Here is a 21131-nt window from a genome sequence, read left to right as displayed (position 1 = left end):
AAGGGGGAAACAGTGGCAAACCTATTTGCAGCCGAATCAGATCAAATGACCACTACCGCAGGGGACGTCGATGGCGTCAACTCGGAAGTACAGGGCGAGCTGGGGCGCATTCGAGGCGTCGTGGACGGTCTGGCGGGGGAATGGAAGGGCCAGGCTAAAGACAGCTTCGATGATCTGATGCTTCGTTGGGATGACGCAGCTATGCGTCTATCCAATGCGCTGACGGATATTGCGGATAACATCCGCGCAAATTCCAGCAGCTTCGATGCGGGCGAGGACGAGGGGGCGTCGTCGTTCAAGCAGGTGGCAGCAGCGGGTGCGTCGTTGCTGAACCTCTAAACGTTTTGTCGGATCGCACAATTACAACACTGAATCACACAACACACATCACCTTTTGGGGAAAGGGTTCTTAATGCAACCAATTAGGTACAGCTTCGGCGGCATCGACGGTGCTGCGGATGACATTCGTTCCACTTCTGGCACTATCAACGGGCTGCTCGGAGATTTGAAGAAGCGCATCGCGCCGATGGTCTCTACGTGGGAGGGTGAGTCTTCGGATTCTTATCAGGAGGCTCAGCGTGAATGGGACACAGCAGCGGAGGAGCTCAATATGATTCTCACAACTATTGCGGATACTGTCAGCGCAGGTAGTCAGCGAATGGCGGATATTAACCGCCGTGCGGCAGCTAGCTGGGGATAGCTTGGATCCTGGTTGAGGCACTTTTGATTGAGCTATGTAACCGGGGGAGGGGGAGGGCATTTGCTCAATTGAGATCCTCAATTAGGTATCTGCCTTTGACGTATTCTTGCTAGCAGCACTCCGGGGGGGGGGAGGCCAGTCTCAGCAGTTTGCAGCTGAGACTGGCTTTGGCATTTTTGTTCTAGCGCCATCTCAAGGTAAAGTAGCCAAACTGTGTGCGCACACGTGAATGTTGCCTCGGGTCTCCACCGGCCGCCGGGGAATAACAACAGTGTGCACGGTGGCTGGCAAATCTACACGGACCCTAAAAGGAGTCATGTTGTCTACTTTCCATCCGAAGGACGGTGACATCGAGCGCAAGTGGTACGTCATCGACGCTACCGACGTTGTTCTCGGCCGTCTGGCTACTCACGCCGCAGACTTGCTGCGCGGTAAGGGCAAGGCTTACTTCGCCCCTAACGTCGACTGCGGTGACCACGTCATCATCATCAACGCCGATAAGGTGCACGTCTCCTCTAACAAGCGGGAACGTGAGATGCGCTACCGCCACTCGGGCTTCCCGGGCGGTCTGAAGTCGATGACCCTGGGTCGTTCCCTCGAGGTTCACCCGGAGCGCGTTATCGCTGAGGCTATTGAGGGCATGATGCCGCACAACAAGCTTTCGCGTGCGTCCATCAAGAAGCTGCACGTCTTCGCCGGCTCCGAGCACCCGTTCGCCGGTCAGAAGCCTGAAAACTACGAGATCAAGGCGGTGGCACAGTGACCAACCCACAGGACGTCAACGAGAACCAGAACGTAGAGGCCACCGAGGCTTCCTACGATGATGTTCAGGCTGCCGCTGCTGCTGCCACCGAAGAGTTCACCTCTTCCATCGGCGATGCAGTTGCTACTGAGGTAGAGGCTGAGGCGGCTCCGGCTGCACCGCTGACCCTGGATCGTCCGATTCAGACGGTCGGTCGTCGTAAGCGCGCTGTCGCCCGCGTCGTTCTGACCGCTGGTTCCGGCAAGATTGTCTGCAACGGCCGCGAGCTCGAGGACTACTTCCCGAACAAGCTGCACCAGCAGGAAATCAAGGACCCGCTGGTCCTGGTCGAGCGCGAGAGCCAGTTCGACATTAAGGCCAACATCAACGGTGGTGGCCCGTCCGGTCAGGCCGGTGCTCTGCGCCTGGCTATCGCTCGTGCCCTGAACGAGTTCAACCCGGAGGAGCGCAGCGTTCTCAAGAAGGCTGGCTTCCTCACCCGCGACGCTCGTGCTGTCGAGCGCAAGAAGGCTGGTCTGCACAAGGCCCGTCGCGCACCGCAGTACTCCAAGCGTTAAGCTTTACTGCTTCGAAAAGCACCTCAGTTTGCGTATTACGCGCAAGCCGGGGTGCTTTTTTGGGTTAAAGTCCGCCGTGACCAGGCATGGCTGCATTTTTGGGGCAAGCCCCGTACGTTAGACTTTTATCCGTTAAAAACTGCCACGAGAATCGTTGTTCGCGGTGCGATTGCGGTGCGATGGAAGTGCGATTGCAGTGCGATGGGAAGAAGGAAACCGTATGGCGGTGAGCACCACAGCCACCAAGACCTCCGACGTGAAGAGCTCCTCTAACTCGTCTTCGGTGGCGAAGCATCCCTTCCGCATTCGACGCGTACCAGGCATTGATGGGCTGCGCGGTCTGGCCGTTGCCACTGTGGTGATCTACCACTACTTCGATAATGTGCTGCCCGGTGGCTACATCGGTGTGGATATCTTTTTCGTGCTCTCCGGATTTCTTATCACTTCGCTTCTGGTGCGCGAACGCGCGGTCACTGGGCGCATCGATCTAAAGGACTTCTGGCTCCGTCGACTGCGCCGCATCGCCCCGGCTGCGATGTTTGTGCTATTTATTTCCATCGCCGTCGCAGGTCTGGTTGGCGGTGATCCCGCTGTTGGATTGTCGACGCAGTTTCTCGGCACGGTCTTTTTCGTCAATAACTGGACGCAGATTGCGGGCTCTCAGTCCTATTTCGCGGATTCTGGTGTGCAGCTGCTAGCCCACTACTGGTCACTGTCGGTAGAGGAGCAGTTCTACTTGCTCTGGCCACTAATCTTTGTGGCTCTTCTCGCGCTGAAGCTGGCATCTCGCAAGCTGGCAGCAGTGGCGGGCATTGGCGCGGTTGCTTCTTTCGTGTGGATGGTGTCACTCTACGATCCGAAGGTTGACCCCACGCGGGTCTACTACGGCACCGATACTCACGCCTTTGGTCTCCTGTTTGGTGCGGCCCTCGCATTGTGGTTGACGTCGACGTCGTCACGCGCGGAGGCGGACTCCTGGCCACGCACAGAACCCTTGCTGCGGGATTTCTTTGGCAGTTCTGCCCAGGCTTTCGTAGTGGCCTCGCTGCCGCTGATTTTCCTGTCGTTGGTTTTGCTGATGATGTCAGATACCGCGTCGGCGACTTACCGCGGTGGGTTGGTGTTCGCGTCGTTGCTGTCGGCGGCGATTCTCTATCTTGTCGTTCGCGGTGTTTCACCCGTGCGTCAGATTTTTGAGTTCAAGCCACTGTGCTGGCTGGGAAAGATTTCTTTCTCGCTGTACCTGTGGCACTGGCCGGTCATCGTGCTCATCCGTGAACTGCTGGAGCGCAATGAGGCGATGCAGTATGAGAAACTCGCTGCCTTTGCAGGTATTGCGCTGGCGCTGCTTTTGGCGAACTGGTCGTACAAGAATGTGGAATCCCCAATTCGCCGGATGGGCTACCGCCGTTGGATGTCGCAGTTTTCGGGCACGCAGTACGCCGGTTCTTGGAAGCCGCGCGTTGCAGCAGTGCTGGCGTTGGTCGTCGTGGTTGGTGCAGTGGCAGGGATGGCCACGGCGCCGAAGATGACGCGTTTGGAGGCACAGCTACAGGAGGCAGCTGAGCGCCGTGCACAGGCACAGAAGGCGGAGGAAGCCGAGTTGGCCAAGCGCGTTATGCCGCGTGGTGACCAGATCACTGCTATCGGCGACTCTGTGATGCTCGCCTCGGCGTCCGCGTTGGAGGAGAAGCTGCCCGGCATCTACATCGATGCGGCAGTTTCCCGTGGTTATCCGGCCGCGCCGGAGATTATCGCCAGTATGAAGGCGGCGGGTACGCTCGATCCATTCGTTGTGCTGGGGCTTGGTATCAATCAGTCGGCTGCGGCATCGGACGAACACCTGTTGGATGAGATTCTCGATTCGCTGGGTGAAGACCGCATCATTGTCCTGATTAACCCGTACGGTGATCGCGTGTGGATGCCTCAGTCGGAGAAGGAAGTCCTCGACGCGGCAAAGAAGCGCGACAATGTCTATGTGGCTGACTGGTGCCATGGTGTGCGTGACGATTTGTCCAAGCTGCGCGCGGACCTTATCCACCCGACCCCGGATGGTGCCGAGGTCTATGCCAATGCCGTGGTCGATGCTTTCCAGCAGTATGCGAAGAACAAGAAACGCATTCCGGACACCTGCGGAATCTAATAAAAATCTAGTTAGTAGTGTTTCCACGGTAAAGTAAGTGGCTGTGGCCAAACAAAAGTCTTCCTCCAGTCACCGCGGATTAAAGATTTTCCTCGGCATCGTCCTCGGTATCTTCGCGCTCTTCGGTGTGTTTTACGCTGTCGATTACGTGCTGAATAAGGACCATGTCCCGCGCGGGTCTACCGTTGCGGGGATTGACATCAGCACGCTGAGCGCGAACCACGCTGAGGCGAAGCTCGAAGAACAGCTCGGTGATCTTTCCACTCATCCAGTGGCGTTGCGTGCCGGCGAGCGCGCGGCGGAGGTTCTGCCCGAGGAGGCGGGGCTGAGCATCGACTGGGAGAAGACGGTCGCTCAGGCGGGCAAGCAGACGGCGAACCCAGTTACCTGGGTGCGCAGTTTCTTTACTACCCGTGAGCTGGATTTGGTCAGCGATATCGATAGCTCTAAGTTCGAACCGCAGGTCGACCGTCTCGTCGGCGAACTGACTATTGCTCCCGTCGATGGCGAGGTCAAGCTTGTTGACGGCCGCGTGGAAACAACTCCACCGGTCATCGGCCAAGATGTCGACCGCAATGCGGTCAGCGGGGATTTGGCCGCCAAGTGGTTGTCGCCGGAGGGCATCGATGTGGAGACCACCGCGCACGACCCGGCTATCGGTGAAGATCAGGTTCGTGAGGCAGCTGAGGGAGAGGCCGCCGATGCCGTGTCGGGTCCGATTGTTGCCAAGGGCCGCGATGGCAAAGATGGTGTAATTCCTCCGGAGCGCATGGCTGAGATCATCAGCTTTGTGCCGCGCGACGGCGGATTGGCCGCCGATATCAATGTCGACCGCGCACGCGAGATCCTCGAGGAGGGGCTGGCTGCTTCCGAGGTTGATAAGCGCAATGCGTCGATACGCTTCAGCGGTGGTTCGCGTGAAGTGGTCCCCTCAGTTGATGGCGTAGCCGTGAAGTGGGATGAAACTATGAAGGACTTCGCCGAGCGTGTGACTTCGACGGATAAGCGCGAGTTCGATGCGGTCTACGAGGACCAGCCCGCCACCTACACCACTGAACAAGCGGAAAGTGCGACCTTCGATGATGTCATTGGTGAGTTCACCACCGGTGGTTTCAGCTCGGCATCGGGAACAAACATTGCCCTGGTGTCTCAGATGGTCAACGGCGCATTCGTGGCGCCGGGCGATACATTCAGCCTGAACGGCTACACGGGGCCGCGCGGTACTGCGCAGGGCTTTGTCGAGTCGGGCATCATCCTCAACGGCCATGCGGACAAGGCTGTCGGCGGTGGCATTAGCCAGTTCGCCACTACTTTGTACAATGCTTCGTACTTTGCGGGCATGGAGGATGTCGCGCACACTCCGCACAGTTACTACATTTCGCGTTACCCGGCCGGCCGTGAAGCGACGGTGTACGAGGGCGCAATCGACCTGGCGTTTAAGAACAGTTCCGACACTCCGATTCTTATCGAGGCCGTTACTACTGGCTCCGACGTCACTGTGCGCATCAAGGGCGTGAAGCGGGTCAACGTCGAGTCCATCAATGGTGGCCGTTGGGCATACACGCAACCGCAGCGCATGCAGGTCAGTGGCAGCTCTTGCCAGCCGTCGTCGGGTGCGCAGGGTTTTACCACTTCCGACACACGCGTCATTCGGAACCTCTCTGGCGCGGAAATCTCGCGTGAAACTCAGACTACGGTTTATGACCCGCAGCCAATTGTGTCCTGTGGCTAGTCTGGATTCGCCTGCGCGACCGGCTAAAGTAATACAGCATTGACAATGCAACAGTCCGCGATACCAAAACTCATAAACCCCCAAGGAGTGGTCTAGCAACAATGGCACGTCTTTTCGGAACTGATGGCGTCCGCGGTTTGGCGAATAAGACTCTGACCGCACCGCTGGCAATGCGGCTGGGTGCTGCTGCGGCCACTGTGCTGACTAGCGGCACGAATCCATCGGGGCGTCGTCCCCTGGCCATTGTTGGCCGCGATCCGCGTGTCTCCGGTGAGATGCTCGCCGCAGCGCTGTCTGCCGGCATGGCTTCCCAGGGCGTCGACGTCTTGCGTGTCGGTGTGCTGCCCACTCCGGCTGTCGCTTTCCTCACCGACGACTACGGTGCCGACATGGGGGTGATGATTTCGGCTTCTCACAACCCCATGCCGGACAACGGCATCAAGTTCTTCGCCGCGGGCGGCACCAAGCTTGACGACGCGGTGGAGAAGGAAATCGAACACGCTCTCCACAACCTGCCGGAGACCGGCCCCACGGGCACCGGAGTGGGTCGTGTCATCGAGGAGGCCCCAGACGGGCTCGACCGCTACCTGTTCCACCTCTCCCGTGCGGTCAGTACCAAGCTCGACGGCATTCGCGTCGTGGTGGATTGTGCAAATGGTGCTGCTTCGCAGGCAGCCCCCATGGCGTACGCGGCCGCCGGTGCCGACGTCGTCGCTATTCACGACAAGCCGAACTCTTACAACATCAACGATAACTGCGGTTCCACCCACATTGAGGTTTTGCGCGCGGCAGTGCTGGAGCACGGCGCGGATCTGGGACTGGCTCACGATGGTGATGCCGACCGCTGCCTGGCTGTGGATTCGCAGGGCAACATCGTCGACGGTGATCAAATCATGGCCATTCTGGCCGTCGCCATGAAGGAAGAGGGGCTGTTGCACCACAACACGCTGGTGGCCACTGTGATGAGCAACCTCGGCCTCAAGCTGGCGATGGAGGAAAACGATATCGCCCTGCGCACCACCAAGGTCGGCGACCGCTATGTGCTGGCTGATTTGAACGCTGGCGGTTACTCGCTCGGCGGTGAGCAGTCGGGGCACGTGGTCATTCCGGATCACGCCACCACTGGTGACGGCACCCTCACTGGTCTGTACCTCATGGCGCGGATGGCACGCACTGGTAAGTCTCTGGCTGAGCTGGCCTCGGTAATGAAGGTGCTGCCGCAGACTCTTATCAACGTGCCGGTGTCCAACAAGGCCGCAATTCTGGAGTCTAATGAGGTCAAGGCCGCCATCGATGCAGCCGAGGAGAAGCTGGGCTCCACCGGTCGCGTGCTGTTGCGCCCGTCCGGCACCGAGGAGCTCTTCCGCGTCATGGTGGAGGCCGCCGATGCGGAATCGGCCCGCAAGATTGCCGGGGAGTTAGCTGCGGTTGTGGCCGCAGTCTAAAGTCAGGAGTGTGGAAATGAATGATGCGCCAGAGGACATTAAAGCCCGCTTTGCCCCGGGTGAAGCCGACATCCAGGTAGAGGTAGTCGATCGTGACGGTCGAGTTCTCGGTACCGTCGGCAAGCTTGAAGCACACGTTCCGCCGGGAATTTTGCACCGTGCCTTTTCTCTTTTCCTCTTCGATGAGCAGGGACGCATGCTGCTGCAGCGCCGTGCGGAGTCGAAGTATCACTCACCACTGCTGCTGACGAATGCGACCTGCTCGCACCCACTGCCGGGGGAGCCGGTGGCGGATGCCGTTGAGCGTCGTGCGAAGGAAGAGCTCGGTGCGGATGTCTCCCAGTTGGAGGAAATCGGCATCGTTATCTACCAGGTCATCGATGATCGTTCGGGACTGGCGGAGCACGAGTACAACCATGTCTACGCCGGCATCGTCGATCCGAAGTCGGTGGATATCAACCCCGATGAGGTCGATGAAGTGGTGTACGTGACCCCGCAGGAGCTCGCCGAACGCCGCGCGAACGAACCGATGACGGAGTGGTTTAACCACGTCTGGGGTGTTGGTGCGGAGAAGTTCTCCAAGTACGGTTTCGACATTGCGGGTGTGCCGGGTATCCATGGCCCCGCGGAGGCGCAGGCTGCCGCACAGTCGGTTTCGGAAAGGGATGTGTAGCTTCGTGACCAGCGTAGAAAACGCCAGCGTCGACGACTTCGGCCTCGACAAGTCCGAGGAATTGGAGACCGGAGAGTTCTATGCCCTGGCCAACGAGCAGGGTGCCGCATTCGGTGAAGGGCATGCCAAGTCGATTCTGTTGGGCGAGCATTCTGTCGTCTATGGCAAGCCGGCTATTGCGCTGCCGGTGACATCGCTGCGCACGATGGCGTGGATTGACCGCGTGGAGGATTCTCCCGTGCTGTTTTCCATGGATGGCGAGGTCATTGACATCGACGAGCTGCCGGAGCGCTTTTCCTCCATCGCCGCTGCACTCCGCGCTGGCCTGCGCACCTTCGGTATTCCCGAACGTGACCTGCTGATTCGTCTCCGCTCCGGTATCCCACCCGCCGCAGGGCTGGGTGGTTCCGCCGCTGTGGCACATGCGCTTATCGACGCAGTGCGTGACCTCGCCGATGGCACTTTGACCGAGCGTCAGCGCTTTGACCTGGTGCAGGAAGCTGAGCGTCTGGCGCACGGTAACCCCTCTGGCCTGGATGCCACGGTTGCCCGTGCGTCTCGTCCGGTCTACTTCAAGCAGGGGGAGTTCCATCCGCTGCAGGTAGCCAAGAAGATGTGGCTGGTGCTGGGGGATACCGGTGTGCGTGGCTCGACGTCGCTGGCCGTTGCCCGCGTGCGTGGTTTCGTCGATTCCCATCGAGTCCACGGCCAAGAGTTGTTGGACCACTTGGGGCAGCTGACCGATGCTGCGGTGCACAACCTGGCCAAGGGCGATTTTGCCCGTCTGGGACATCGCATGGACTCGGCGCAGGAAGCGCTAGAGGAACTAGGTGTTGGGCATGAGTCCATCACTGATCTCGTCACTGCCGCACGTCTGGCAGGTGCCCACGGTGCAAAGCTCACTGGTGCCGGTTGCGGCGGCTGTGTGATGGCGCTGGCAGAGTCCGCCGATCACGCGGAACTGATTAGCCATGCCATGATGGGCGCCAATGCCGTTGCTACTTGGACTGTGGAGGTAAATCCCTCGTGACCACGACCGCTACCGCCGTCGCTCATCCCAACATCGCCCTGATTAAATACTGGGGCAAGCGCGATGAGGCCGTGCAGCTGCCGGCCACAGGTTCGCTGTCCCTTACTCTGGGCATCGCTCCGACGACCACCACGGTGTCGCTTATCGACGACCCCAGCGTCACCGCCGACTTGGGCACTTTGAACGGCCAGGAGATGGCGGGCAAGGATCTGTCCCGTGTTCAGAAGTTTTTGGATTTGGTCCGCGAGCGTGCGGGCAGCACTAGCTTCGCAGAGGTGACCAGCACCAACGAGATTCCGACGGGCGCTGGACTGGCCTCGTCCGCGTCAGGCTTCGGTGCTCTCGCGCTGGCCGCGGCGAAGGCCTACGGCCTGGACTACACCCCGGAACAGCTCTCGGCTCTGGCCCGTCGCGGTTCGGGCTCGGCCTGTCGCTCTATTTTCGGCGGCCTCGTCGAGTGGCTGCCCGGCGATGACGATGCTTCGAGCCATGCAGTGGCTCTGCCGGATTCCGGCCTGGACCTCTCCCTGGTCGTGGCGGTTTTGGCCCCAGGCCGCAAGAAGATTGACAGCCGTGCCGCCATGCGTCGCACGGTCGAGACCTCACCGTTCTTCCCGGCGTGGGTGGAGCAGGTGCCCCGCGATATCGAGGACATGAAGGCCGCCATTGCCGCTGCGGACTTCACTGCGGTCGGCGAGCTTGCCGAGGCCAATGCCATGCGTATGCACGCCACTATGCTGGGGGCTCTTCCTCCGGTGCGTTACTGGAATCCGGATTCGGTGGCGGCTCTCGATCTCGTCGCTACGCTGCGCGACGAGGGCACCGAGTGCTACGCCACCATGGATGCCGGTCCGAATGTGAAGGTGCTGTGCCGCAGCGGCGATGCCGAGACCATCGCGGATCGTTTCCGCGCAGAGTTCGAGAATATTGACGTGCTGGTTTCCGGCTCCGGCCCCGGCGCATACCTGGTGTAGCTGGGGGAGTAGTTGAGTAGCGCTAAGGGCGAACCTCTCGAAGGCGAATCGATTGGCCGCGGCTGTGGCAAACTGTATCTCACCGGCGAATATGCGGTGATGGATGTTGAGGGGCTGGCCGTCATCGCAGGAGTCAACCGCTATGTGACGGTTCGGTGCCACGATGCCGACCCATCGCAGCCGGTCTCTCGCGTGTACTCCAGCTATTACGGCCCGCAGGGGCGCGTCATTGATATCGATGCGCCAGGTGACATTGCTACCTATACGATTTCCCTGGTCTATCGCATTGCTGCGGGCGAGCTGGAAAACACCCCAGAGAGCCCCATCAATATTGTCATTGAATCGGACCTCGATGACGCCGACAGCGGTGCGAAGTACGGCCTGGGATCCTCCGGGGCTGTCGCTGTGGCAGTGACTCGTGCGCTGGGAGCGCACCTAGGCCTGGAGCTCAATTCGCTGGACGTGTACAAGATTGCGATGGTGGCCACGCTTCTGGCTGGTGCGGCTGGTTCCGGCGGCGATATCGCGTGCTCCGCGCACGGCGGGGTGGTGCTCTATCGCCGGCCGAATCCGACGGCGCTCGCAGAACTCGTGGCGGCTGATCCTGTCGCTGCCGTGGCGGCACCGTGGCCGAATCTTCGCATTGACGCCCGTGCCGACCTCGGCGGGTTACAACTGTTGGTCGGCTGGACGGGCAGTCCGGTGAAGACGGACTCTCAGTTGAAGAAGGCCGGTGGCGCAGACCGTGTTTTTGTACGCGGGGTCTCGTCGATAAGCGAAAAACTCTGGCAGGCGCTTGCCGACGGCGACCACACAGCGGCGTTTGCCTGCCTGCGCGAGAATCGGACGCTGCTGCAGGACTATGAGCGCGAGCGTGCTGTGTGCATTGAGACGGAGAAACTGAAAGCGCTCGCCGACATCGCCGATGGCGCGGGGGCCGCGGGCAAGAGCAGTGGCTCCGGTGGTGGTGACTGTGGAATCGCGCTGGTCGGAGCCTCAAATGGTGCCGATGCTGAGAGTTCGACCCGAGAGACTGCCGCGGACATCACCGCGCGCTGGCAGGCAGCTGGCATTCGGCCGTTGTCGCTGAAGCTGGCCGCTCAACTTTGACCACAGTTTTTTGACCGTAGAATTTAAGACAGCTGAAATTTACAGAAGCTGGGAACCGAAGCTGCATGCAGCTAGAAAGGGTCGCTTAGGATAATGGCTGAAAAGAGCTCGCACGACCTGGAATATGCACACGTACCACTGAGCTGGATTGGCCCGGTGCGCATTAGTGGCAACGTCATGAATGACGAGGTGAAGATTCCGCTGGCGACTTACGAGACCCCGCTGTGGCCGTCCTGTGGTCGCGGTGCGAAGGTCTCCCGCATGATTGAAGGTGGCATTACCTGTACTTTCGTCGGCGAGAAGATGACCCGCTCGGTGATTTTCACTCTCGACTCGGCAGCTGATGCCGTCATTGCACGCGACAACATCCTGTCTCGTTATGACGAGCTGAAGAAGGTCGTGGAGTCCTCCTCGCGTTTTGCCAGGCTGGTGGATATTCACTTTCAGATCGCATCGCGTCTGCTCTTTGTCCGCTTTGACTTCTTCTCCGGTGACGCCTCGGGCCACAACATGGCCACGCTGGCGTCTGAGCGTTTGATGTCCTACCTGATGGAGCAGATGCCAGAGTTGGGCTATGGCTCTATCTCGGGAAACTACTGCACCGATAAGAAGACCTCCGCCGTCAATGGCATTTTGGGTCGCGGTAAGTACGTGATTGCCGAAGCCGTCATTCCAGAGCCAGTTGTCCGCGAACGTCTGCGCACAACTGCCAAGCGTCTGGCCGAGCTCAACGAGCGCAAGAACCTCGTCGGCTCCATCATGGCCGGTTCGCTGCGCAGCGGTAATGCGCACTACGCCAATATGCTGCTGGGCTTTTACCTCGCTACCGGTCAGGACGCTGCGAATATCGTCGAGGGCTCGCAGGGGCTGACGCAGGTAGAGGCGCTTGACGACGGCTCCGTGCGCTTTAGCTGCACCCTGCCACATTTGATCGTCGGTTCCGTGGGCAACGGCAAGGGCTTGGACTTCGTGGAGAAGAATCTCACGGCGCTGGGCTGCAAGGAGGACCGTGAGCCGGGTGAGAATGCCCGTCGTCTAGCAGCGTGCTGTGCGGCAATCGTCTGGTGTGGTGAGCTTTCCCTGCTCGCGGCACAGACGAACCCGGGTGAGCTGATGGAGGCGCACGTTTCTATCGAGCGGGCGAAGTAGTGCGTCGCAACAATTCGCAAAACCTAAGACAAATCTCAGGTAAACGCGCTAGATTTCTGTAGTAGGCAATTAACATTTTGTGGGCAAAATATCCCGTGGTCTGATGACGGCTCTGATGGTCGTTCTGATGACATGGGATGTTTCGTTGCCCGTTATTTCTTAAAATCTGTAGAGGTAGTGAAGGCACGGTTTTGATGACAACAAGCAATGTGACCCCGGTCGGTATTGATGACATCGCTTTTGCGACGGGTTCGTACTGCATTGACCTCGCCGATATTGCGCCCCGACTCGGAGCGGAACCGGCAAAATATCACAAGGGCCTGGGGCAGGAACGCTCCAGCGTGGTTGCCTCTGATGAAGATCCGGTGACGATGGCCGCGACTGCGGTGAAGAAGATTGTGGATCGCCACGGTATCGACGGCGTGCGCACCATCATGTTCGCCACTGAGACCGGTATCGACCAGTCGAAGGCCGCTGCCGTCTATGTCCACGAGTTGGTTGGTCTTGACCCGCACGCGCGCTCTGTTGAGCTGAAGCAGGCTTGCTACTCGGGTACCGCGGCGCTGCAGTTTGCGTGCGCTCTGGTGGCCCGCAATCCGGAGGAAAAGGTCATCGTTGTCGCCTCCGACATTGCCCGCTATGACCTGGACTCCGCTGCGGAGCCAACCCAGGGCGCAGGTGCTGTGGCCATGCTGGTGACCGCTAATCCGCGCATCCTGGCCATCGATGCGGCTTCGGGCGTCTTCACCCGCGAAGTTATGGACTTCTGGCGTCCGAACCACCGCAGTCAGGCGTTGGTGGAGGGCAAGCTCTCTATTGGCGCTTACATCGACGCTGTTCAGGGGGCTTACGAGGACTACCGTGCCCGCGGCGGTGTGGACTTCAGCGAGATTGACTACTTCAGCTACCACCAGCCGTTCACCAAGATGGCCTACAAGGCGCACCGGCAGCTGTCGGCCAATAACGGTGTGGAGCTCACCGCAGAGGACGAGGCCCGCCAGTTAGGCCCAACCACTGAGTACAACCGCATCATCGGTAACTCCTACACAGCATCGGCCTACTTCGGCCTGCTCTCGCTGCTGGACACCGAGAAGGACCTGACTGGTAAGAAGGTCGCTGTTGTCTCCTATGGTTCCGGCTCAGTTGCTGAGTTCCTCACCGGCAATGTGGTCGAGGGCTACGAGTCCCAGCTGCGCGCCGCAGATAATGCTCGTGAACTGGAAGAGCGCGTAAAGCTCGATGATCCGACCTACTACCGCCACGCTCAGGTGACGCATGAAGATCCGGGTGAGTACTCAAACCTGGGAGACGACGCACTGATCGGCACCGGTCCATTCAGTTTCACCGGTGTTGAGGGCTGTAAGCGCATCTACCGCGCTCGTTAGCCCGGGGGCACCCGCGCTAGGACCTCAACGGAACCGAATCCCCTTTTTTCGCGCCTAACAGTAATAAGAACTGTTTTTCGCGGGGGAAGGGGATTTTTCGTGTCCGCAAGTTTTACTGGAGGCAGTGGCGGAGGCTTGCTGCACTTTTCGGAGGATGCAGTGACAGCGGCTGCCCGAGAGATCGAGCAGCGCGGCCGTGACGGCCATGAGCGGTGGGGAAGCGCTCCCAATATCTCAGCAGCAGACTGTGGCCAGGGTTTTGCCGCCCAGGGGCATCGTCTGCAGCAGGCGGCAGTGCAGCTGCGTGAGCACGGGCAATCGATGTACGCGGGACTTGGCAACCATGCTCCGGCAGTGCGGGAACAGTGGCGTGTCTTTGCAAGCTGTGACAGCGACGGGAGTGCCGACCTCGGTGGAATTGAGGTAGTGGACTGATGCCATGGGTTGCTCGAATTCTTCCGATATTGGTGCGTGTTATTGGCCGTGGAAGCCGTATTGGAGCCAAGCGCGGGGTCGGCGGCATCGGCAAGAATCTGCCCAAAGTCTTGGATAAGGCGCGACGCGCTGACGGCTGGAAAGGCAGCGCCCTATCCAAGTTCTCCAACTCCGTGGGGTTGATAGCCTCCGCGATAACTATTGCTATGGCTTTCGATTGGGGCGGTTTGAAAGGCGATGCCGCCGGCGCCGCCAAGGAACGCTGCGATAAAGCCGCGCAGGACTGTGCGAATCAGGATGAGCGGTCCGCCGATGGCGCACAGAGTGTCGGCGAGTGCGGCAAGAAAGTCGACGAGGTCCTCGAGGATTGTGAAAAGCAGGCCGAAGATATGGCTGAGCAAACCGACGGCGTCCTTTCTCAGTGCGAAGCGCTTGTCGACGATCCGGAGGTCGGCGCCGAAGCCGCACAAGTGGCCCAGCAGGTGTGCAACAGTCTCGTCGACTCCACTGGTCAGCTCTACGATGCGCGCAATGCCTGCATCGAGCAGTGTCTTGAGCAGGCAGCGTGTGACACTGAGGCCGCAGTGGTCGCCACCCCGCCGCAGCCTCCTACTGTCCCTGCCAGTTCGGGTGCTACCTCGGCGGCCTGTGCAGAGGTGGCTGAGTCTGTGAGTGGCGAAGGAGCTACTGTAACCGGTGGCAACGGTGCTATCGCTGGTGGAACTGGGGTTGTTGCCAACGTTGATATTGGGATAGAGGCAGGCGTTGCTGCTGGGATATCCGTTGGAGGTGCCATTGGCGCTGCCGGGGCTGCCAGTATCGCCGGAATTGCGGAGGCTGTGGGTGTTGCGGGCAGCGTCGCCACCTCGCTGCTCAACTTAGACATGTGCACGGAGATGGAAGAGTCAGTGTGCGAACAGGCACCTGAGCCAGCACCAGCTCCTGCGCCGGAGGACTGTAAGCCTGAACCAGAACCCGAACCCGAACCCGAGCCGGAACCAGAAGATGCGCCTGAGCCACCTCCTCCGGCTGAGAAACTAAAGCACTTGGGAATCGAGCTGCCACAGGAACCGCAGTCAGAATCACAACAGCCAGAAACACAAGCAGAGCCACAGCCAGAACCAGCCCAGGACGCGGCAGCATCAGTGCAGGAATCTGCTTCAGCTGTGCCCGAGCCCCCTGAGCAGCCCAACGCACAGGAGCTTGTGGGCGCGGTTAATTCGCCAACGGCAGGTGAGTGGTAATGGGGAGTAAGCATGCCGCGAAATATGACCGGATTGGGCAGGCCTATTACGACGCTGCTGCAATGACCAGGCAGGAGTTCGAAACGGCGATACAGAGGGCACAGAAAGAATTGCAGGGTTTGGAAGAGCGTCGTAAAGCACGCGAAATTAAGGAGAGAGAGGTGGCGAAGGGCGTCGAGAAGCAGCAAAAAACCGCCCGATCGAAGGGAACCGTTACGCGGTTGTTCGGGCGGGCGGGGAAAGGGACGCCGACGGTGAAGTCGATTCGGGGCGTGTCCTGAAGCGTGGCCTAGTGACTACTTGCCGGGAACCAGCGAGTGCTCCGGGTTTTCCGGCAGCTCCTTGATGAGCCACTCCATATCGCGGTTAGTTGTGCCCTTGATAGTGGCGGTCGGGTCTGCGAAATCCGAGTACTTCTTGTCGTCACCGACCGTGGCCAGCAGGAAGCCTGTGAGCGCGGCGCGCGCAACCTCCTGGTACTTCACCTTGGAAGAAGAGAAGCCCGCTAGGCGACGTAGAAGAGTTGTCTCCGAGAAGCTGCTCTGGTCAGCGTTGTCTACTTCGCGGTAAACGACATCGCCCTTCCACTGAACAGCCAGGCGAGCCGGGTTGCCGCGATCGAGCCACTTATCCTCGCCAGGGGCCAGGACGAGGCCCGGAGCCGAGACATTAGTTGCAGCCGCGCTGGAGGAAGGCGCGGTAGTCGCGGGGTAGACGCAGCCAACGCCGGAGATGATGTCGTGAGCAGCGGCGGCGAGGACGGCTACGCCAGCGCCCATGCCGTGGCCGGCGACACCGAGTTTCTTTGGGTGGACGACGACCTTGCCCTCACCGAGGCGGACACCAGCGAGAATCTGGAGCGCTGTCTCCAAATCGTTGGCGAGACCACGGTGGTCTGCCACAATGCCATTTTCGGTGTCCGGAGCAGCGACCGCGATGCCCCACGAAGCTAGGTGACGCAGCGTGGCGTGGTACTCCTCAATCGGTGTGCGCCAATCGTGTGCGAAGGCGATACCGGGGATGCCATTGCCCTCTGCAGGCGTGTAGACCTTTCCCGGCAGGCCAGTAAAAGCTAGGTCACCGACCATGACGCGGTGCGGTCCACGCTTGGAAAGATTAGATGTCAGAGTCTTCAAGTTGTCAGCCACAGTGAATAGCTTAACTATAAGGGGCATACCTTTGCTGAAAAAGTGCCAGGATGAGCGAGAATGTCTATTTCGTTATGACGATTTTCCGCTTCGCGGGTTATTCTGTAGGGCATGTGTGGAATCGTTGGATATGTGGGCCATCAGCCCGCCCTGGATATTGCTGTCGATGCGCTACGACGCATGGAATACCGTGGCTATGACTCCGCGGGTGTCGCCATTGTCGACAATCAGGGGCATATCACTGTAGAGAAGAAGGCCGGTAAACTCGCCAACCTCGAGGCTGCCCTTGACGCGGATGGGCGCGACAAAATCACTGGAACCACTGGAATTGGGCACACCCGTTGGGCTACCCACGGTCGCCCAATTGATGAGAATGCCCACCCACACCAGTCCTATGACGGCAAGGTGGCTATCGTCCACAACGGCATTATCGAGAACTTTGCTCCGCTACGTCAGGAGCTGGAGGATGCCGGCATTGAGCTGAAGTCCGAAACCGACTCCGAGGTCGCTGCGCACATGCTCGCACGTGCCCTGGACGGTTCCGACGGCGGATCTACCGCTGGTGATTTCGAGGCGTCTGCGCTGTCCGTGCTCAACCGCCTCGAGGGTGCTTTCACGCTGTTGTTTACTCATGCAGACCACCCGGATCGCATCATCGCTGCTCGTCGCTCCACTCCGCTGATTGTCGGTGTGGGCGAAAACGAAATGTTCCTCGGATCTGACGTTGCGGCTTTCATCGCGCACACCCGCGAGGCCGTGGAGCTGGGGCAGGACAACGTCGTCATCATCACCGCAGATGATTACCGCATCCTGGATTTCGCCGGCAACGAGCAGCAGGGTCGACCATTCACCATCGACTGGGATCTCGCTGCAGCCGAAAAGGGTGGCTATGACTCCTTCATGATGAAGGAAATCCACGAGCAGGCTGCCGCCGTCCGCGATACGTTGGCCGGTCACCTCGTTGATGGCCGCATCGTTCTCGACGAGTCCCGCCTGAGTGACCAAGATCTGCGTGACATCGAGAAGGTCTTCGTCGTCGCCTGTGGTACCGCATACCACTCCGGTTTGTTGGCCAAGTACGCCATTGAGCACTGGGTGCGTATCCCGGTCGAGATTGAGGTCGCGTCCGAGTTCCGATACCGCGATCCGGTGCTGGACCGCCAGACGCTGGTGGTCGCTATTTCGCAGTCGGGTGAGACTGCGGACACCCTCGAGGCCGTGCGGCACGCAAAGAGCCAGGGCGCCCGCGTGCTGGCTGTCTGTAATACCAACGGTGCACAGATTCCGCGTGAGTCTGATGCCGTGCTCTACACGCACGCTGGGCCGGAGATTGGTGTTGCTGCAACCAAGTCGTTCCTGGCGCAGGTAGCCGCAAATTACCTGGTCGGATTGGCTCTTGCCCAGGCACGCGGCACTAAGTACCCGGATGAGGTCACTCGCGAGTTTGAAGAGCTGGAGACCATCCCGGCACTGATTGACAAGGTCGTTGCTAAGGGCGATGAGTTCATCGACATGGCCAAGGAAATCGGTGCTATTCCGACGATGCTCTTCCTCGGCCGACACGTTGGCTACCCAGTCGCACTTGAGGGTGCGCTGAAGCTCAAGGAGCTTGCCTACATTCACGCAGAGGGGTTCCCGGCAGGCGAGCTCAAGCATGGTCCAATTGCACTCATCGAGGATGATCTTCCGGTCGTCGTTGTAGTGCCATCGCCGAAGGGACGCGCCGTGCTGCACTCCAAGATTGTCTCCAACATCCAGGAGATTCGTGCCCGTGGCGCCAAGACCATCGTGATTGCCGAAGAAGGGGATCAGTCGGTGGTTCCGTTTGCGAACTACCTGATTGAGATCCCGGAGACGTCCACGCTGCTCCAGCCGCTGTTGTCTACGATTCCGATGCAGTTCCTGGCAGCTGAGATCGCTCGCCAGTGCGGTAACGAGGACATCGATAAGCCGCGCAACCTGGCTAAGTCAGTCACCGTCGAGTAGTTCGTCCTGCTTTCGTCGGTATTGCTCAATTTCCGCATCGAGTTCTTCATCCGTGAGGGACCCGATGCGTTTTTCTTCCTCCTCTGTTAGCTCCCAGACCTCGTCAGGTACGTCGCAAAATGACAACATCCAATCGAGGTTGCGTTTCTGAATCGTCTTCATCTTTCGTGTCACGCGCTGATGAAAAGTTTGCTTGCCGACGTTCTTTAGCGCCCCAACCGGAACGCTAGTCGCGGTGTCTCCATCGCGGGAAGTCCACACTTCCGTTCCATCGGGGTACCTGTCGATGTCCCAGCCCTCGTGAGTTTTTAGGTTGTGGTGTCGGCGGCAGAGACAGTGCAGATTCTCTGTGTCAGTTGGCCCGCCCTGGTCGGGATTGTCGTGGTTGTACGGCTGAATATGGTCCAGGTCGCACTTGGATGCCGGGACGTCGCAGCCAGGGAAGCGGCAGGTACCGTCGCGACCACGGACGCGAGCCACTTGGCTCTCGGTGGGGCGGTAACCATCCACCTTGCTGTCGGCGGAGATACGGATGTGAGTTGCGCGAGCAATCCATTCTTCGGTGGCTACCTCGCTCAGCCAGCCGACGCCATCAATCCATGCTGGCCCACCGCCGACCTCGCGGTAGACATTGATGACAATCTCGGCATTGGTCGAATTCTGTGCCAGCTGTAGTAGCGCTTCCGCCTGCGTGCACTGTTCACCACGATTGATTGCGATGTTGCGAATCCCCTGGATCCTGGCCATGAGCTCGGTCGCGCGGTCGTTTTCAAGGATTGCTGTGACCTTTTTGTGCTTGCCATCGCCCGTGTCGGCGAGTGTGACCGCTTCGCCTTCTGGAACCCGTTGGGTGCCGTCGTTGCGGGCGCAGTCGTTGTACTCAGAAACCAAGTCGCCGATTAGGCGAGACAGCGTGTAGACACCAATCATTGCTTGTCGAGGTCGCGTCGGAGTGAGCATTTCCAAAAGATGGGGCTCTACCGTGTCGAACTGGTCTGGTGACAGCCCGGCAACGCCATTGGCGATGGCGCGGAGATGGGCTAGAGAGAAACAGAAGGTGGATTCGATGAGAGCCCGGACTTTTGGTAGGCGCTCGAACATCAGTGCAATCTCGCACAGCGTAGAGCACTTGCCGCGGCTAAGGCCGGTTCGAATGCTTATGCGGGCGAGATGGTGATTGACATCTACCGCGTCACCGGGAGCGCAGATATCGATGAGCTGAAGGTCTGCGGCGTTGGTGGCACGGGCCGCGATGCTAATGGGGTCGTCGGATTGCTGGTTGGCCCATGAGGGCTTTTGACCTGGTGCTGGAAGTTCTATGGGCGGCGATGACATTGGTTATCCCCCTGATTACTACGTGTCCGCCGGAGAATTGAAGATTGAGTTCTGTGGTGGAGAGAAGCGTGGAGAGGCTCGTTCAACCAGCCCCCGCCAACCTCTGTGCACCGGACCAAGAACTTTTGCTTACAAATTTTCCCTACAACCCAAATCGTACACCTGTTTGAAAAAGTGTCAATAGGGTTTTAGAAATATGTTCTAAAAGTCCATGTTGAATTAGATTTGGCCGCGCCGTCCGAGTCTCCGCCGCCCGAGCCTCGTCGGCAGTGCGCCGTACATAGGCAGGACTCGCTGCCGTACATGGCGCGGCGTTTGCTTGTTGGTCGAAGAGTCCTCGGCGCCACCCTCCTCGGCGCGATCCAGCTCGTCTAAGAACTCGTGGATGAGTTCTAAGGTATTGGGGGAGTAGAGCAGCGCGAGGTGGTCAGACCAGTCGCCACCGCCGGTGGCGTTGTTGACGTTCGTAATGTGGTGACCCTCTTGTTCGGGCAAAAAGGCGCCGGTCCACGGGCGAACTACGGTGTCGAAAGGGGTGCCGATATTCAGGTAGTGCGGGCCGCGTCGGGTAATGCCACGCACTGCGCGGTTCAGAGTCGCAATATAGTCGGAGTCCAGCAGCTGTTGAATACAGGCACGGCCGACAAGGCGGTCGACGAGTTTGTGCATTGGTAGGCCGCATCGTTCAAAGGCACTGAGCCTTCGGCGCATGCCCCACGCAGTAGTGCCGCGATGGTTTCCCGCAAGCGAGATGACTGCCCGCACGGGGCTGTTGTCGGAGGCGAACTGCTCGGCGTCTTCTTCGTTGAGGCCATGGTTGAGGGCGTCGTCGTAAAGCGAATCGATGCTCGCGTTGGCGTAACTGCGACAGTGCAGACCGCCCTGGGAATGACCGATGAGGTCGATGCGGGGTAGGGAGAGTTGGGCTCGGAAGCGGTCGAGAAGGTCGGTGACTTCGGCGAGCGCATCGCTCAAATCGGTGGTGGCTTTGACGCTCCGGAGGCGGCTGACCAGCGCGGCGGGGTCGGAGCCGTAATCGAGTGAGAATACAGGGCGATTCCGGGCGAGGAACGGCCCCAACATGGCGAAGGAGTTGAACGAGTTCATCCAGGTGCCGTGAACCAGGACAATTGGTGTGCGGCCGTTGTATCCATCCAGGTCGGGAGTGACTTTGCCGTCGAGGATTTCGCGAACGTCCTGCACGCCGTGGGGGATCCATTCGGGATGACGCAACGAGCGCAGGTATGCCTGCGGAAAGGCGCGCAGTAGAGGGCCGAAAACTCGCGTGCTCGGGGAGTAGTCATCCATAGGGGCTAATCGTA

General features: G+C 59.6%; 20 protein-coding genes. 17 read left to right on the top strand and 3 right to left on the bottom strand.

Translation table 11 applies throughout. The features are described 5' to 3' along the window. Positions 1-12: 12 nt before the first annotated feature. The 16 genes from I6J19_RS00970 to I6J19_RS00895 all read left to right on the top strand — a co-directional run bounded on the left by I6J19_RS00970 (position 13) and on the right by I6J19_RS00895 (position 15621). A complete protein-coding gene (locus tag I6J19_RS00970; protein ID WP_005510029.1) occupies positions 13-339 on the top strand; it encodes a WXG100 family type VII secretion target in 327 nt (108 codons plus the stop codon). A gap of 73 nt (positions 340-412) precedes the next feature. Continuing rightward, positions 413-700, top strand: coding sequence for a WXG100 family type VII secretion target (locus I6J19_RS00965; RefSeq protein ID WP_005509924.1), 288 nt, complete (start codon positions 413-415; stop codon positions 698-700). Positions 701-1019: 319 nt separating this feature from the next. Beyond that, a complete protein-coding gene (gene rplM, locus I6J19_RS00960; protein ID WP_005509852.1) occupies positions 1020-1463 on the top strand; it encodes a 50S ribosomal protein L13 in 444 nt (147 codons plus the stop codon). Beyond that, a complete protein-coding gene (rpsI, locus tag I6J19_RS00955) occupies positions 1460-2020 on the top strand; it encodes a 30S ribosomal protein S9 (protein WP_038627693.1) in 561 nt (186 codons plus the stop codon). Before rplM ends, rpsI begins: the two co-directional genes overlap by 4 nt. Positions 2021-2240: 220 nt before the next feature. After that, on the top strand, positions 2241-4163 hold the full coding sequence (locus I6J19_RS00950) for an acyltransferase family protein (RefSeq protein ID WP_038627695.1): 1923 nt from the start codon (positions 2241-2243) through the stop codon (positions 4161-4163). A gap of 43 nt (positions 4164-4206) precedes the next feature. Continuing rightward, positions 4207-5895, top strand: coding sequence for a VanW family protein (locus tag I6J19_RS00945; RefSeq protein WP_038627697.1), 1689 nt, complete (start codon positions 4207-4209; stop codon positions 5893-5895). A gap of 101 nt (positions 5896-5996) precedes the next feature. After that, positions 5997-7340, top strand: coding sequence for a phosphoglucosamine mutase (gene glmM, locus I6J19_RS00940; protein WP_038627699.1), 1344 nt, complete (start codon positions 5997-5999; stop codon positions 7338-7340). Between the two features lie 16 nt (positions 7341-7356). Then, positions 7357-8013 carry an isopentenyl-diphosphate Delta-isomerase gene (gene idi, locus I6J19_RS00935; RefSeq protein ID WP_049182338.1) on the top strand — a complete coding sequence of 219 codons (657 nt, stop codon included), beginning with the start codon at positions 7357-7359 and terminating at the stop codon, positions 8011-8013. A gap of 4 nt (positions 8014-8017) precedes the next feature. Further along, a complete protein-coding gene (gene mvk / locus I6J19_RS00930) occupies positions 8018-9043 on the top strand; it encodes a mevalonate kinase (protein WP_224786608.1) in 1026 nt (341 codons plus the stop codon). Next, a complete protein-coding gene (gene mvaD / locus I6J19_RS00925) occupies positions 9040-10017 on the top strand; it encodes a diphosphomevalonate decarboxylase (protein ID WP_038627703.1) in 978 nt (325 codons plus the stop codon). Before mvk ends, mvaD begins: the two co-directional genes overlap by 4 nt. Positions 10018-10029: 12 nt before the next feature. Further along, a complete protein-coding gene (locus tag I6J19_RS00920; RefSeq protein ID WP_038627711.1) occupies positions 10030-11127 on the top strand; it encodes a phosphomevalonate kinase in 1098 nt (365 codons plus the stop codon). 93 nt (positions 11128-11220) lie between these two features. Next, positions 11221-12276, top strand: coding sequence for a hydroxymethylglutaryl-CoA reductase (locus I6J19_RS00915; RefSeq protein ID WP_038627713.1), 1056 nt, complete (start codon positions 11221-11223; stop codon positions 12274-12276). 194 nt (positions 12277-12470) lie between these two features. After that, the gene (locus I6J19_RS00910) at positions 12471-13661 is read left to right on the top strand and encodes a hydroxymethylglutaryl-CoA synthase (RefSeq protein ID WP_038627719.1); all 1191 of its coding nucleotides are present in this window, start codon (positions 12471-12473) and stop codon (positions 13659-13661) included. A gap of 99 nt (positions 13662-13760) precedes the next feature. Then, positions 13761-14096: a hypothetical protein gene (locus tag I6J19_RS00905; protein WP_052155578.1), complete on the top strand. Its 336-nt coding sequence runs from the start codon at positions 13761-13763 to the stop codon at positions 14094-14096. Then, positions 14096-15340: a hypothetical protein gene (locus I6J19_RS00900; protein ID WP_038627721.1), complete on the top strand. Its 1245-nt coding sequence runs from the start codon at positions 14096-14098 to the stop codon at positions 15338-15340. Before I6J19_RS00905 ends, I6J19_RS00900 begins: the two co-directional genes overlap by 1 nt. Further along, positions 15340-15621, top strand: a complete 282-nt coding sequence (locus I6J19_RS00895) for a hypothetical protein (protein WP_038627723.1) — start codon at positions 15340-15342, stop codon at positions 15619-15621. The genes I6J19_RS00900 and I6J19_RS00895 overlap by 1 nt, the downstream gene beginning before the upstream one ends. Positions 15622-15636: 15 nt before the next feature. Here I6J19_RS00895 and I6J19_RS00890 read toward each other — a convergent pair whose 3' ends face one another. Then, entirely contained in the window at positions 15637-16488 is an 852-nt protein-coding gene (locus I6J19_RS00890; protein ID WP_038627725.1) for an alpha/beta hydrolase, read from the bottom strand. Positions 16489-16599: 111 nt separating this feature from the next. Here I6J19_RS00890 and glmS point away from each other — a divergent pair, with 111 nt between their 5' ends. After that, a complete protein-coding gene (gene glmS, locus I6J19_RS00885) occupies positions 16600-18474 on the top strand; it encodes a glutamine--fructose-6-phosphate transaminase (isomerizing) (protein ID WP_038627727.1) in 1875 nt (624 codons plus the stop codon). On the opposite strand, the gene I6J19_RS00880 is transcribed toward glmS, so the two are convergent. Both I6J19_RS00880 and I6J19_RS00875 read right to left on the bottom strand, forming a co-directional pair. Next, entirely contained in the window at positions 18457-19809 is a 1353-nt protein-coding gene (locus tag I6J19_RS00880; protein ID WP_049182329.1) for an HNH endonuclease signature motif containing protein, read from the bottom strand. The genes glmS and I6J19_RS00880 overlap by 18 nt on opposite strands. Positions 19810-20028: 219 nt before the next feature. After that, on the bottom strand, positions 20029-21117 hold the full coding sequence (locus tag I6J19_RS00875) for an esterase/lipase family protein (protein ID WP_038627731.1): 1089 nt from the start codon (positions 21115-21117) through the stop codon (positions 20029-20031). Between the last annotated feature and the right edge of the window lie 14 nt (positions 21118-21131).

It is taken from the genome of Corynebacterium amycolatum, assembly GCF_016889425.1.
GTDB lineage: Bacteria > Actinomycetota > Actinomycetes > Mycobacteriales > Mycobacteriaceae > Corynebacterium > Corynebacterium amycolatum.
This window is presented reverse-complemented; position numbering and strand designations above follow the sequence as displayed.